Raw genomic sequence first — 13,373 nt, 5'->3', positions numbered from 1 at the left:
GTAGCGAGATGAAAGTGAGAATCTTTCAGGCCGAATATCTAAGGTTTCCAGAGTAAAGCTGATCTGCTCTGGGTAAGTCGGGACCTAAGGCGAGGTCGAAAGACGTAGTCGATGGACAACAGGTTGAAATTCCTGTACCTTATAAAAACAGAACTGTGGGGACGCAGAGACAAAGTCAGAGCCGGGTGAGGAATACCCGGTACAAGCGAGGTACCAGTGGAGCAGGAAAATCCGTTCCACAATGGGAAGACGTGATGTGGACCGAAATATAAGTAGGGAAGCTGATGGAGGCACTGCCAAGAAAAGCCGCTATTGTTTTTTATAAGCCCGTACCGTAAACCGACACAGGTGGATGAGGAGAGAATCCTAAGGCCGACGGGAGAAGCATTGTTAAGGAACTCGGCAAAATGACCCCGTAACTTCGGGAGAAGGGGTGCCTGTAGAAATACAGGCCGCAGAGAATTGGCCCAAGCAACTGTTTAGCAAAAACACAGGTCTATGCAAAACCGTAAGGTGAAGTATATGGGCTGACGCCTGCCCGGTGCTGGAAGGTTAAGGGGAGATGTTAGGGGTAACCCGAAGCGTTGAACTTAAGCCCCAGTAAACGGCGGCCGTAACTATAACGGTCCTAAGGTAGCGAAATTCCTTGTCGGGTAAGTTCCGACCCGCACGAAAGGCGTAATGATTTGGGCACTGTCTCGACAATGCACCCGGTGAAATTGAAATACCAGTGAAGATGCTGGTTACCTGCGCCAGGACGGAAAGACCCCATGGAGCTTTACTCTAGCTTGATACTGGGATTCGGTATTGCATGCACAGGATAGGTGGGAGGCTATGAAGCGGTGACTCCGGTTGCCGCAGAGCCGTTGTTGGGATACCACCCTTGCAGTACTGGGTTTCTAACATGTGCCCGTGATCCGGGCAGTGGACAATGTCAGGTGGGGAGTTTGACTGGGGCGGTCGCCTCCGAAAGGGTATCGGAGGCGCTCAAAGGTCCTCTCAGGATGGACGGAAACCATCCGCAGAGTGCAAAGGCATAAGAGGGCTTGACTGCGACACCGACGGGTGGAGCAGGTACGAAAGTAGGACTTAGTGATCCGGTGGTATAAAGTGGGATTGCCATCGCTCAACGGATAAAAGCTACCCTGGGGATAACAGGCTTATCACTCCCAAGAGTTCACATCGACGGAGTGGTTTGGCACCTCGATGTCGGCTCATCGCATCCTGGGGCTGTATTAGGTCCCAAGGGTTGGGCTGTTCGCCCATTAAAGCGGTACGCGAGCTGGGTTCAGAACGTCGTGAGACAGTTCGGTCCCTATCCGGCGCGGGCGTAGGATATTTGAAAGGAGCTGACCTTAGTACGAGAGGACCGGGTTGGACTGACCTCTGGTGTATCGGTTGCACTGCCAAGTGCATGGCCGAGTAGCCAAGTCGGGACGGGATAAACGCTGAAGGCATCTAAGCGTGAAGCCCCCCTTAAGATAAGATATCCCATGCGAATGCAGTAAGACCCCTGAAAGACGATCAGGTGGATAGGTTAGAGGTGGAAGTGCAGTAATGCATGCAGCTGACTAATACTAATAGGTCGAGGGCTTGACCTAAATAAGTAGAATTTTATTCTGCTTATGGTTAATAATGTTCATATATTCATAAATCAAGTTATTAGAAAAGACAAGTGTAGTATTCCTCGATAGCTCAATGGTAGAGCACACGGCTGTTAACCGTGGGGTTGTAGGTTCGAGTCCTACTCGGGGAGCTGTAGTCAGCATAAACTGCTGACTACAAAAAAACAAAATAATGGTTGACAAGCATTAAAGTTTGTGTTATAATATTTAAGTCATGGCCCCATGGTCAAGCGGTTAAGACATCGCCCTTTCACGGCGGTAACACGGGTTCGAATCCCGTTGGGGTCATTTTTTGATATCATGAACGTGATAAGTAATACGCCGACGTGGCTCAATTGGCAGAGCAGCTGACTTGTAATCAGCAGGTTATCGGTTCGAGTCCGATCGTCGGCTTTTTGGACCTTTAGCTCAGTTGGTTAGAGCAACCGGCTCATAACCGGTCGGTCCGGGGTTCAAGTCCCTGAAGGTCCATTACATTAGTTGTTACAGCTTTAATTGATACTTAAGATAATAAATACATATTTATTTAAATATGGCCTAGTGGCTCAGTTGGTTAGAGCGCCGCCCTGTCACGGCGGAGGTCGAGGGTTCGAGTCCCTTCTGGGTCGTTTCTTTAGAAATAAAGAACCAAATAATTAATTTACATGAAAGTTTCGTGGGATCTTAGCTCAGCTGGGAGAGCATCTGCCTTACAAGCAGAGGGTCATAGGTTCGAGCCCTATAGGTCCCATAAATAATTGATTACCAGGTCAATTATTGAAAATGCCGGCGTGGCGGAACTGGCAGACGCACAGGACTTAAAATCCTGCGGGCCTAATCGCCCGTACCGGTTCGATTCCGGTCGCCGGCATTGTAAAATAAAAATTCTTTGAATCCGTGCGTTTAGCTCAGCTGGATAGAGCGTCTGGCTACGGACCAGAAGGTCGGGGGTTCGAATCCTCTAACGCACATATAGGACTGTAATTTCTTAATCGGAGTTACAGTTTTTTGTTATTCTAAAATATTATTATAAATAATTCCTGCTAATCCATAAAGATATTTCATATAGGTTTATAATACTGCAGGAATAATTACACTGCAATTATATTAAATCTCTGTAGAAGTTCATATTGCAGTATTTGCTATTTTATAATTGAGCTATCTCTTAACAATATCCTTAAAATTAGTTATTTAATGAAATGTTAATAATAGAGCTATTTACCCCAATGGAGCATTATGCTAAAATTAGACTAATTCTTAACACATTAGATAAAACTAATAGTTATAAATTAGAAGCTAGATTAGGTAAAAGCAGCAGATAATCGAAAAGGATGGTTTGATATAGGAGGATACATGACTAGAGAAGAATTTATTATAGAACTTAAAAAAGCACTTGCAGAAGAGATACCTGCAAATGAAATTGAAAATAATATAAACTATTATAACAGTTATATAAGAGAACAAATGCAAGTGAAATCAGAAGAAGAAGTTCTTTTAGAGCTGGGTGATCCAAGATTAATAGCCAGAACGATAATTGATAGCTTTCAGATGTCCCAGGGGCCGCTGTACAACAATAAGAGGCAGCGCATGGGCTATGAGGATGCTTATACAGAGGAATGGCAGGATGAGGATACCAGTGAGGAGTATGGACAGAATAATGATGTATTTGGCAGTGCAGGGAGCAGTTATCATGTGTATAAGAATTATGAGTTAAAGTGGTATCATAAAGTTGCTTTAGCTGCTATGATTGTTGTTATTCTTTCTATCGTAATTATAATCGGGGGTATAATCTTAAAGTTATTTTTTTCAATCGGAGTTCCTTTATTACTGATTTACCTAATTTATAGGCTGGTAATAACCAACCGGAATAATTAAACCGTATCACAATAGTAAGCAATTTACGTAATTTTAACTAGCTGAATAGTTCATTTTAGTTAGCGCATAAAAAGAATTAAAGTGAAACAACCGCCAAGGGGGAGCCAAGGCGGTTGTTTCGATGAGGGGAGTATAAATAATTAATAAGGGGTTATATAGTGCGTTAGATGAATCTTCCGATCTCTCTCTAACACAATTACATTATAATACATAATTAACAATTATGCAAGATGCTAGTAATATAAAATCTAATATTTTTCTTAAATTTTCTGATTTACTTAAAAACCCATTATTTGTTAAGTGATTGAATAATATTTTCGATAAAATAAATTTGTTGTTGCATATTTTAAATGAAAAACGCTCATAATATGGGTGTAATCTTAATAAAAAAATAGATTTTTAGGAGGACTTTTAAAATGGCAAACAACAGTTATAATGATTACTCATCAAACTCAGAAAAAAATACTACAAGCAAAAACACTTCAACAAACACAACATCCAATACACAGAACAAAACTTCCAATAGCTCCAAAAACAACGCTAAGAATACAAGCTCATCCAATTCTGCGCGTAATACAACAAAAGAATAATATCAGTAAAGCATTAAAAGAGCGTGTTGCAATATTAAAAAATATGCAACACGCTTTTTTATCTAATATTACTTATAAGTAAACCTTAGCTATAAGTAATATCCTTTGCTCTTTTCACGTATCCAGGCACAAACAGGCATTTTCCAGAATAATATAATATCGAAGTGCAGGTGATATTATGACTTTTGAAACGATTAATGCAAAGGATATAATGTACTACATAAGAAGGCCGGAGGTATTGATTATAGATATCAGAGAACCCCTTGAGTTCAGCCAGGGGCATATACCCTCTGCCATAAATATACCCTATGATGATTTTGAAAATGGAAAAAGGGATATACCCGGAGATAAACTGTTAATACTGTATTGTGACAGAGGCAATCTAAGCCTGTTGCTTGCAAGGGATTTAAGCAAAGAAGGTTATTGGGTTAAGAATATTTATGGTGGCATGCATGCATACCGAGGTGTTCTTGAGTATTAATAGATAAACAAAAGTGTTTTTCTTACCCAAACTGCTTGAAGTTGGTTTATTTATTGCATTGGTATATTTCATATGTTATAATTCATTGTTAGTTCAATTTACCTCAGTTAAACAAAGGGAGTACAATATGATGAATCAATATGAATTTTTGGCACCATGCCATTTCGGTTTAGAAAGTGTTCTGAAGAAAGAGATAACAGATTTAGGCTATGAAATAAAACAAGTTGAAGACGGACGTATTCTGTTTGCCGGAGATGAGACGGCCTTTGCCAGAGCAAATATTTTTCTTCGTACAACAGAACGTATACTTCTTAAGGTAGGTAAATTTAGAGCAGAGAGTTTTGATGAGTTGTTTGAGGGTACGAAAGCAATTCCCTGGGAAAATTATATCCCCAAAGGTGGTAAGTTCTGGGTAGCCAAGGCTACCTCTATCAAAAGTAAGGTATTCAGTCCGTCAGATATTCAATCAATCATGAAAAAAGCTATTGTTGAGAGATTGAAACAGGTCTATAAAATAGAATGGTTTCCGGAGGATGGGGAGAGCTATCCTATCCGTGTTACTTTTATGAAAGATGAAGTTACTATTGGTATTGATACCTCTGGTGAGTCTCTCCATAAAAGAGGATATCGAAAATATGCAAGTAAAGCACCTATAACAGAAACTCTTGCAGCAGCTTTGATTATGGTAACACCCTGGAAATATGATCGTATACTGGTGGATCCTTTTTGCGGCAGTGGAACCATTCCTATTGAAGCTGCCATGATTGGGGCTAATATTGCACCTGGAATCAACCGCTCCTTCCTTGCTGAGAATTGGAAACTGGTACAGAAGAAAAATTGGTATCAGGCGATTGAAGAAGCAAACGATGTGAGAAAAAAAGACATTGAAATGACTATTCAGGGTTATGATATTGATGGTGAAATTGTAAAGGCTGCAAGGCAGAATGCGGCGTTGGCAGATGTGGAGGATTATATCCACTTTCAGCAGAGGCCACTCAGTGAATTAAGCAGCAGTAAAAAATACGGTTTTATTATTACTAATCCGCCTTATGGTGAAAGATTAGAGGAAAAGGAGGCTTTGCCGGCTCTTTATAAAGAAATCGGAAAAACCTATGCTAATCTGGATGCCTGGTCTATGTTCCTTATTACCAGTTATGAAGATGCCATAAAATATATCGGACGCAAAGAAGATAAGAATCGTAAGATTTACAATGGTATGCTTAAAACCTATTTCTATCAATTTATGGGACCTCGTCCGCCGAAAAGAAATAATATAGCTAATGAGGTTTAATATACACCGGTAAGAATTTCATAAGAAGGCTGTCATATTACGGTTAAAAGATTAATTCTATTGGAAAATAGAGTTATGGGAAAACACAGTAATAGGCAGCTTTTTTTATAAAAAAAGTTGACTTTATATTTTATACTTTATCCTATCCTACTTATTACCCATTAATCAAGAATACAGTTAAATTAGGTATTTTTAAAATTGAGATATATGTAATAATATTTTGCTTATTGTAGAAAAATTAGATGCATAGTATAATCGTTCTATCAGGGGGATTATAGAATGGGAGATAAAGTGCTAAAGTATACGGCAGTTTTCACCTTTGGTCTGATGCTGTCGGTAGTTATATTTTCACTGATTTTATCTTATAAAGCAGATCTTGTGGGGGATGATTCTGCTTTGGCTGCAATCAAAACGGTTTATGAAAAGCAAAATGATAGTAAAGATTACCTTTCTACCGTCGATGAATTGAAAGATGAACTAGGGGATAAATATATAGCAATAAATAAGGATGTTAATAAGGAAATTACAATAAGTGAGGACTCTATTAACAAAAGCCTGACTTTGATAATAAAAGGCTTAAAAGACAAGAGCTTGACAGAAGATAATATTGTAAGAGTAAACAAAAAAGAAAGCTATCAGGGCATTGTTTCACAAAGGGCAGAAGCAGAAAAGAGCGGATATCTGGTACCGGAGGTATTAAATGCGGAGGATGGAGAGATTTCCTATGGTATAATACCGGAGTTTGAAAATACGGACCCTGTTACTAAAATAGATATTGACTATAATAAGAAAGAAGACGGAACCTACGAAGCAATCATAAGTTTAGTGCTGGATCATGTTTATGCACCTTTTATGTTAGAAGAGGAGGGACAGGTCTATATTTCATTAAAAAAACCTTCTGATGTCTACGAGCATATAGTTGTTTTGGATGCGGGACATGGAGGAAAAGATCCCGGCGCAGAAGCAGCTGATGGTTCTTGTTATGAGAAAGAGATAAATCTTCAGATACTCTTATATGTTAAGGAGCTGTTGGATAAGGAGAATATAAAGGTATATTACACCAGAACTGACGATAGAACGATTTACCTGAATCCAAGAGTTAATCTGGCAAATGAAACAGAAGCTGATCTATTTATCAGCATTCATTGTAATTCCAGTGAATCCTCGCTGCCAAGAGGGCTTGAGGTATTGTATAAGAGTAATTGGGGCAAGATTTCCTATAGTTCTGAACAGCTAGCAAGAATAGCATTGGAAGAAATGAAAACAGTGACCGGTTATGTTAACAGAGGTTTGGTTGCTGGCGACGAAATGTTGATTATTAATAAATCACAGGTACCGGTTGTGTTAATCGAAGTGGGTTTTATGTCAAATCCCCAGGAACTGGAGTTCTTAAAATCCAATAAAAGAGAAAAAGAAATAGGAAAAGCAATTACCCAGATTATAAAGAGAGCTCTTGCTGAAAAAGAAGTCACGAAATAAGGATATAAAGATTCAATTTGTTTTAAGATAAAATATTCTCCTGGAACGAAGCACCCATAAAATACGCATAAATGAGTAAAAGTTCATCCTGGATTTTATAGCTTTTTGATGTCGGAGAAGCGGTTGTCAAAATTGCTCGAAAATGTGAAATATATTAATTATTAGAAAGGTGCCACAATAGGGTCTGTCCATCTGTATTATTTGTGACAGCACCGGCTGAAAGGCATGGGGTATATAAGAGGTACAATGATGCAAAGAATTATATTTGCCACGGGAAATGAGGGCAAAATGAAAGAAATAAGAATGCTCCTTAAGGATCTGGATTACCAGGTGATATCTATGAAGGAAGCCGGTATAGATATTGATATTATAGAAGACGGTGATACCTTTGAAGCAAATGCGATAATCAAAGCCAAAGCAATTATGGAAATGACAGGGGAGATTGTTCTGGCAGATGATTCAGGGCTGGAGGTAGATGCCATGGATAAAGGCCCTGGTGTTTATTCTGCACGTTTTATGGGAGAGGATACTTCCTATGATATTAAGAACAATTATATACTCGACAGGTTAAAAGGACTTAAAGGGAGTGACAGGAGTGCCAGATTCGTATGTGTTATTGCCTGTGCTTTTCCAGATGGCAGAATTCTGACAACCAGAGGTGTGTTTGAGGGATTAATCGGTGATACTATTTCCGGTGAAAATGGATTTGGCTACGACCCTATATTCTGGGTACCTGAGTATGGCTGCACCTCCGCTGATTTATCCCCGGAGGTTAAGAATGAGGTAAGTCATCGAGGTAAGGCCTTAAAGGAAATGAAGGATAAATTAAAGGAATGGATGTAACAATAAATATTAGCAGAAAGGCTATAATCGGGTCATAAAGGAATTTATGAAAATACTAATCGTAAGTGATACCCATGGAAGATTAAGCAATTTGGAAAGAGTTATTTCGAAGGTAAGCCCACTGGATTTAATGCTTCATTTAGGGGACTTTGAAAGCGGTGAAGACTATATTAGTTCAATAGCCTTTTGTCCCGTGGAATTTGTATCTGGAAACAATGATTTTTTTGCAGACGTACCAAAAGAGAAGATTATAACCCTTGGCTGCCATACAATACTAATGACACATGGACATCGGTATGGTGTTAATTTTGGTACGGGGAGACTAAAAGAAGCAGCTCTTTTGCAAGGTGCTGATATTGTTTTGTATGGACATACCCACAGACCGTCTATCGATTTAAGTACGGGTGTGTGGGCAGTAAACCCCGGCAGCATCAGCCAGCCCCGGCAGGAGAACGGTAAACCCTCTTATATTATTATGGAGATAGACAGTCAGGGAAAGGCTCATTTCAGCCTTAATTACCTGCCTTGAGAGTACCTTAATAATCCACGGAAAAGCATAAACAATAAGCCTTAAAATCTGCCAAGACAAGACATTGTAGAAAAATTTAAAAAAGTTTAAAAAGTTGTTGACAATTATGTTGGCATAATATATAATGATTCTTGCGTCACGAAAGCCGCAAAAAATAAAAGCCTAACGGGGTGTGGCGCAGCTTGGCTAGCGCGCTTGATTTGGGATCAAGAGGTCGCAGGTTCGAATCCTGTCACCCCGACTTATACTTTTGTTAAGGTGGCTAAAGATAAAATTTCATACGCGGGTGTAGTTCAATGGTAGAACACTAGCCTTCCAAGCTAGATACGTGGGTTCGATTCCCATCACCCGCTTGATGTATGTAATATACATCATATGTGTGCTAGTAGCTCAGTTGGATAGAGCAATGGCCTTCTAAGCCATGTGTCGGGGGTTCGAATCCCTTCTGGCACATTTTATCTTGTAAAGACAAGTATACGTCAGTTGATATTGACAGCTCCTGCGTAGGGTTAATGTGGACAAGATAAGGTGTTATTGTTTTATGGTGGGTATAGCGCAGTTGGTTAGCGCGCCAGATTGTGGCTCTGGAGGCCAAGGGTTCGAATCCCTTTATCCACCTTGGTAATAGTACCATTGGGCTGTCGCCAAGCGGTAAGGCACAGGACTTTGACTCCTGCAGTCGCTGGTTCAAATCCAGCCAGCCCAGTCAGCCATCGCTGAAATCAGGGAACCTGCCGCGAATGGTGTTATATATTATTTGGGATATTAGCTCAGTTGGTAGAGCACTTGACTTTTAATCAAGGTGTCCCGGGTTCGAATCCCGGATGTCTCATTTATAATAAGCGGATGTGGCGGAATTGGCAGACGCGCTAGACTTAGGATCTAGTGGGATACCGTGCAGGTTCAAGTCCTGTCATCCGCATTATAAGGAATTGCAGTGATTATGAGAAATCAAATATCAGGCATAAACCAAGAAATAACCATTACCATAAGGTAGTGGTTATTTTTTGGCTCTTTGTCAATAGTTGGGGTGGGATTCGTATGAATCCCGCTCCTTTCTTACGTTTAGAGCTGTTTCGATAGTTCATTCTACTGTATGCTGTTTTGGGCATGCAAAATAAGCCTCCATATCCCGACCATTTTTCCTATGATGTACAATGAAGTATCCGAGTACGGAACCGGTTAAAGTTTCGGATTCCATAAGAACTTCGTTTTAATACTTTAATCTTATTGTTAAATCCTTCTGTGACACCGTTTGTAATGCCATATTTGAAGGCATTTAAGATTTCTTTTCTCCAAGACTGGAACGTTTTTGCACATTTCTCGAATTCTTTAATACCGCATCCTCTTGCATTAGATATCCAATCATCGAATTCCTGCTGTTGCTTACGATAGGACTCCAGCTGGCTGATGTCATAAAACCATTCTTTCATCATGTGCGCCAACCGTAGGTCATCACTATACTGGAGCATCAGATCACAGGCTTGTTTGTTCTCGTCTTTCAGCTTTCTATAGCGGGTCAAAATCAGCTTCCGGCTTCGTTTATAGTATTTTCGAAGAGAAGTCGGCATGGATTTTTGGAGCCGTTTACGAACATTTTCGATAGCCCATGTGACCTGACGAATGAAATGATACTTGTCCACTATAATCTTTGCATTTGGAAAGAAGGTCCTGGCCAGCTCCACATAGGGAAGCCACATGTCACAGACAAAGAACTTTACTTTCAGCCTTTCCTTTCTTGTAATGTTTCTCCAGTAATCAGCCAGATGGCTCTGAGTGCGGTCTGGAAGAATATCCAGAATCCGGTGTTTTTTAGGATCAACGAGGATACACTGATATTTCCCAGTAGAGGCATTGCCTTTAAATTCATCAATAGAAACAGCCTCAGGAAGTTTATCTGGGGGTGCATAATGGATGGTATCCAAAAGTCTGCAGATTGTAGGGACGGAAACCCCGGTAAGGATTGAAACCTGCTTGAGAGAAAAAGTCTGCCGAAGGAGAGATATAACATAAAAAGCCAGTCTCCTTGTTCTGCGGTGATAGGTAGGAAGAAAAGAATAGTGTTCCAAAAATCGTTTTCCGCAGGAGGTACATAAATAACGTCGTTTTCTTAGAACCAGAATGACGGTTTTACCTTGGAAAGGAGTGTCATTAATTTCCTGGATTCGATAGTCATGAACTCTTTTTGTTTTACAGCCACAACAAGGACAGGTCTGCTCAGAAGGTTTAGTTTCAATGAAAACCTTTAAAAAAGAATCTGCCTGAATCACTTTTTTTACAAAAACATCTTTCAAGTCTAAGAATGCCTTGCTATAATTAGGGTACATCTATAAGAGGTCACCTCCGTTAACATTAAACTTTGGTCGGGATAATGCGTTTGGGAGGCTTCTTATAGATGTATTTTATTACAACTAAAAGAATGTTGGAAGTGTGCTTTTCAAGCACACCCCAACATTCAGTATAGAACCTATTTTTTATTATATTGGTTTGATGCCATGCCAAAAGCCTCATGAAATTTGTAAGTTATTTGACGATAGTTATTCGAAAGAATTAAAGCAAACAGTTTTTTGCATCTGCAAGGCCTAATGCATATGTAGTCAGAGCAATTATTCTACGGGAAGTTTTTTTCTCGCTTTATCAGAGGACTTGTTTTTAGGCAGAGAAGTTTTTTTAACCTTTTCTGCGTTTTTAGTCGAAGGGACAGATTTCTTGCGTTTTCCAGGGTCCCTGGCGACCGCCAGATAAAACATTTGAATTCGCAGTTTGTTTTCATCATAGATATCAATGCTCTTATAAAGATCTTTGTAATAATCGAAGAGGATGCGTTTGGTTCTGACGGTCTGCTTTAAATTTACCTGGGTTGCTACAAGACTTCCTTTGGTTTTTACGTAATAGTAAACCGGTTTCTTTATTACACAAACATCCGTTATATATTGCAGGTATTCCAGATTAAATAAAAAATCCTCACACCAGTTTAGGTCTTTTGAGCATTTAAGTTTATGGGATTTTACAATATCAGTCCGAAAAAACTTATTCCACATAACACCATAGTAGAAGTTAGCAGGTGCCTTCATCATATATTCGGCAAATTCCCTGCGACTCATTAAACCTTCTTTGGGTATGTGTCCTTTGATATAGATCTTACGGTTTACCACTCTGTGGTAATCTGTGATTATCATATCGCAATTATAGTTTTCAGCAGCGGTGACAAAGGTCTCTGTTGCATCTTTTACAAGCCAGTCATCACTATCGACAAATTGCAGGTATTTTCCTCTGGCATGTTTCATACCAACATTTCTGCTGTCGCTTACGCCGGAATTTGTTTTATTTATTATTTGAAAGCGGGGATCCGTTTCTTCGAATTTCTTCAGGATCTTCATACTGTGATCTCTACTTCCGTCATTTACCACAAGTACTTCAATGTTTTTATAACTTTGATTACGGATGCTGGTTAGGCATCGTTCAATTGTTTGCTCCCCATTGTATAGTGGTACAATAATACTGACCAGTGGTTCGTTCATAACTGCCTCTCATTCCGCCGCCTAAGACGGCATTTTACAATAATTAAACCCACCGCTATTTGATATTAAAGTAAATAAATTATATCATTATTTACTATATATTACTATCGGATTCTGAAAGGAATTATGAATGATTATCCATAATTCATGTGATATTCCTAAAATACAACAAGGAAGAGCAACTTAGATTTATGCAAATTAAACCCACGGTTGATTTTGCATAAGATTAGTTGTTTGTATTCAACCCAAAAATGATATATAGTTAAACCATAAAGATAATGAATTCGCGAAGGATCTATTTTTAGTTGGAGGTTATCATGGCAGTTGGTATATTGGGCAAGAGAATAAAGGAATTACGGCAAAAGAAGCAGGTAACCCAGGAGGAGCTTGGGAAAGCTGTGGGTGTGACGACACAGGCAGTTTCTAAATGGGAGTGCGGTGGTGTACCGGATGCAGAGTTACTGCCTTCCATTGCAGATTTTTTTGAAGTTACTATCGATAGTCTCTTTGGAAGGACAGAAGAAATCAAGCAGAATATAGGATTGGCTATCCGGCATGAACTTATTGAGCTGGCAGATGATGAGAAATACGAAAAATGTTTTAACTATTGCTGGAGCATTATTCTTGGAATATTGGGTCAGGCCTCCACTTCGATTATACGGGATATAGAAGAGATGTACGAGGATGATATAAATCAGTTCTATTCCAGAATTATAACGGATAAAGGCTATATCTTTGCAAAATTATCAAAGGATTTTCATTATTTCTTTCTGCTGCCGGAAGTAGAGGAAGGAAATAAATACGACCTGCCGGATGAGGAGGATTATCAAAAGCTTTTTCAAACCCTGGGTAAGAAAAATATGATGAAACTTGTTCTGTATCTGAATCAGCGAAAAAATGATGGTTTTACCGTGAAGTTCCTGTGTAAGAACCTTAAGCTGGAGGAAGAAGAAATAGAAAACATGTTACATGAACTATGCAATATAGAAATAGTTATCAAACAAGAGATAGAAACCGAGGAAGGTTTTCTGGTTTCCTATTGCCTTATAGATAATCCGTCAGTTCTGCCTTTTCTCCTGTTTGCTAAGGAGATTATTAAACAGCCTTATATGATGTACCCAATATTTTATGATAGAAAGAAACCATTGCTGCAGAAATAG

Annotated in this window: 10 protein-coding genes, 15 tRNA genes and 1 rRNA gene (1 of these 26 cut by a window edge); 24 read left to right on the top strand and 2 right to left on the bottom strand. The window is 39.4% G+C overall.

The genetic code is table 11. The annotated features are described in order from the left end of the window. The 23 genes from R2R35_RS10130 to R2R35_RS10020 all read left to right on the top strand — a co-directional run. A 23S ribosomal RNA gene (locus R2R35_RS10130) occupies positions 1 to 1,601 on the top strand; it begins 1,299 nt to the left of the window's first position. Between the two features lie 83 nt (positions 1,602 to 1,684). Further along, positions 1,685 to 1,756: transfer RNA gene (locus R2R35_RS10125), tRNA-Asn, on the top strand. An 85-nt stretch (positions 1,757 to 1,841) separates the two neighbouring features. Further along, positions 1,842 to 1,913 (top strand) — tRNA-Glu (locus R2R35_RS10120). 32 nt (positions 1,914 to 1,945) lie between these two features. Then, a tRNA-Thr gene (locus R2R35_RS10115) sits at positions 1,946 to 2,018 on the top strand. Between the two features lie 4 nt (positions 2,019 to 2,022). Next, positions 2,023 to 2,096, top strand: a tRNA-Ile gene (locus R2R35_RS10110). Positions 2,097 to 2,159: 63 nt separating this feature from the next. Next, positions 2,160 to 2,233 (top strand) — tRNA-Asp (locus R2R35_RS10105). Between the two features lie 49 nt (positions 2,234 to 2,282). Further along, positions 2,283 to 2,355 (top strand) — tRNA-Val (locus tag R2R35_RS10100). Between the two features lie 34 nt (positions 2,356 to 2,389). Then, positions 2,390 to 2,475, top strand: a tRNA-Leu gene (locus R2R35_RS10095). A gap of 26 nt (positions 2,476 to 2,501) precedes the next feature. After that, positions 2,502 to 2,575, top strand: a tRNA-Arg gene (locus R2R35_RS10090). Between the two features lie 382 nt (positions 2,576 to 2,957). After that, positions 2,958 to 3,479: a DUF1700 domain-containing protein gene (locus R2R35_RS10085; protein WP_317734401.1), complete on the top strand. Its 522-nt coding sequence runs from the start codon at positions 2,958 to 2,960 to the stop codon at positions 3,477 to 3,479. Positions 3,480 to 3,914: 435 nt separating this feature from the next. After that, entirely contained in the window at positions 3,915 to 4,151 is a 237-nt protein-coding gene (locus tag R2R35_RS10080) for a hypothetical protein (RefSeq protein ID WP_317734400.1), read from the top strand. A 96-nt stretch (positions 4,152 to 4,247) separates the two neighbouring features. Further along, positions 4,248 to 4,550 carry a rhodanese-like domain-containing protein gene (locus R2R35_RS10075; RefSeq protein WP_317734399.1) on the top strand — a complete coding sequence of 101 codons (303 nt, stop codon included), beginning with the start codon at positions 4,248 to 4,250 and terminating at the stop codon, positions 4,548 to 4,550. A gap of 130 nt (positions 4,551 to 4,680) precedes the next feature. Beyond that, positions 4,681 to 5,841: a THUMP domain-containing class I SAM-dependent RNA methyltransferase gene (locus tag R2R35_RS10070; RefSeq protein WP_317734779.1), complete on the top strand. Its 1,161-nt coding sequence runs from the start codon at positions 4,681 to 4,683 to the stop codon at positions 5,839 to 5,841. A gap of 279 nt (positions 5,842 to 6,120) precedes the next feature. Beyond that, the gene (locus tag R2R35_RS10065; RefSeq protein ID WP_317734398.1) at positions 6,121 to 7,320 is read left to right on the top strand and encodes an N-acetylmuramoyl-L-alanine amidase; all 1,200 of its coding nucleotides are present in this window, start codon (positions 6,121 to 6,123) and stop codon (positions 7,318 to 7,320) included. 249 nt (positions 7,321 to 7,569) lie between these two features. After that, complete coding sequence (locus tag R2R35_RS10060) at positions 7,570 to 8,163, top strand: XTP/dITP diphosphatase (RefSeq protein ID WP_317734778.1); 594 nt, start codon at positions 7,570 to 7,572, stop codon at positions 8,161 to 8,163. A gap of 46 nt (positions 8,164 to 8,209) precedes the next feature. After that, a complete protein-coding gene (locus R2R35_RS10055; protein WP_317734397.1) occupies positions 8,210 to 8,692 on the top strand; it encodes a metallophosphoesterase in 483 nt (160 codons plus the stop codon). A 166-nt stretch (positions 8,693 to 8,858) separates the two neighbouring features. Beyond that, a tRNA-Pro gene (locus R2R35_RS10050) sits at positions 8,859 to 8,933 on the top strand. 41 nt (positions 8,934 to 8,974) lie between these two features. Then, a tRNA-Gly gene (locus tag R2R35_RS10045) sits at positions 8,975 to 9,045 on the top strand. 26 nt (positions 9,046 to 9,071) lie between these two features. Next, positions 9,072 to 9,145, top strand: a tRNA-Arg gene (locus R2R35_RS10040). A gap of 91 nt (positions 9,146 to 9,236) precedes the next feature. Then, a tRNA-His gene (locus tag R2R35_RS10035) sits at positions 9,237 to 9,310 on the top strand. A 16-nt stretch (positions 9,311 to 9,326) separates the two neighbouring features. Further along, positions 9,327 to 9,398 (top strand) — tRNA-Gln (locus R2R35_RS10030). A 53-nt stretch (positions 9,399 to 9,451) separates the two neighbouring features. Beyond that, a tRNA-Lys gene (locus R2R35_RS10025) sits at positions 9,452 to 9,524 on the top strand. Between the two features lie 10 nt (positions 9,525 to 9,534). Continuing rightward, positions 9,535 to 9,614: transfer RNA gene (locus R2R35_RS10020), tRNA-Leu, on the top strand. Positions 9,615 to 9,837: 223 nt separating this feature from the next. On the opposite strand, the gene R2R35_RS10015 is transcribed toward R2R35_RS10020, so the two are convergent. Both R2R35_RS10015 and R2R35_RS10010 read right to left on the bottom strand, forming a co-directional pair. Then, complete coding sequence (locus R2R35_RS10015) at positions 9,838 to 11,019, bottom strand: ISL3 family transposase (RefSeq protein WP_317730199.1); 1,182 nt, start codon at positions 11,017 to 11,019, stop codon at positions 9,838 to 9,840. A 279-nt stretch (positions 11,020 to 11,298) separates the two neighbouring features. Further along, the gene (locus R2R35_RS10010) at positions 11,299 to 12,213 is read right to left on the bottom strand and encodes a glycosyltransferase family 2 protein (RefSeq protein ID WP_317734396.1); all 915 of its coding nucleotides are present in this window, start codon (positions 12,211 to 12,213) and stop codon (positions 11,299 to 11,301) included. A gap of 317 nt (positions 12,214 to 12,530) precedes the next feature. Here R2R35_RS10010 and R2R35_RS10005 point away from each other — a divergent pair, with 317 nt between their 5' ends. Beyond that, positions 12,531 to 13,373 (top strand): helix-turn-helix domain-containing protein, encoded by an 843-nt coding sequence (locus tag R2R35_RS10005; RefSeq protein WP_317734395.1) that lies wholly within the window; start codon positions 12,531 to 12,533, stop codon positions 13,371 to 13,373.

This window comes from Anaerocolumna sp. AGMB13020 (assembly GCF_033100115.1).
Classification (GTDB): domain Bacteria; phylum Bacillota; class Clostridia; order Lachnospirales; family Lachnospiraceae; genus Anaerocolumna.
This window is presented reverse-complemented; position numbering and strand designations above follow the sequence as displayed.

Bases quoted from the DNA above. Each gene is read 5' to 3' on its own strand.
- R2R35_RS10085 (WP_317734401.1), top strand. From the start codon at position 2,958: ATGACTAGAGAAGAATTTATTATAGAACTTAAAAAAGCACTTGCAGAA.
- R2R35_RS10080 (WP_317734400.1), top strand. From the start codon at position 3,915: ATGATTACTCATCAAACTCAGAAAAAAATACTACAAGCAAAAACACTT.
- R2R35_RS10075 (WP_317734399.1), top strand. From the start codon at position 4,248: ATGACTTTTGAAACGATTAATGCAAAGGATATAATGTACTACATAAGA.
- R2R35_RS10070 (WP_317734779.1), top strand. From the start codon at position 4,681: ATGAATCAATATGAATTTTTGGCACCATGCCATTTCGGTTTAGAAAGT.
- R2R35_RS10065 (WP_317734398.1), top strand. From the start codon at position 6,121: ATGGGAGATAAAGTGCTAAAGTATACGGCAGTTTTCACCTTTGGTCTG.
- R2R35_RS10060 (WP_317734778.1), top strand. From the start codon at position 7,570: ATGCAAAGAATTATATTTGCCACGGGAAATGAGGGCAAAATGAAAGAA.
- R2R35_RS10055 (WP_317734397.1), top strand. From the start codon at position 8,210: ATGAAAATACTAATCGTAAGTGATACCCATGGAAGATTAAGCAATTTG.
- R2R35_RS10015 (WP_317730199.1), bottom strand. From the start codon at position 11,019: ATGTACCCTAATTATAGCAAGGCATTCTTAGACTTGAAAGATGTTTTT.
- R2R35_RS10010 (WP_317734396.1), bottom strand. From the start codon at position 12,213: ATGAACGAACCACTGGTCAGTATTATTGTACCACTATACAATGGGGAG.
- R2R35_RS10005 (WP_317734395.1), top strand. From the start codon at position 12,531: ATGGCAGTTGGTATATTGGGCAAGAGAATAAAGGAATTACGGCAAAAG.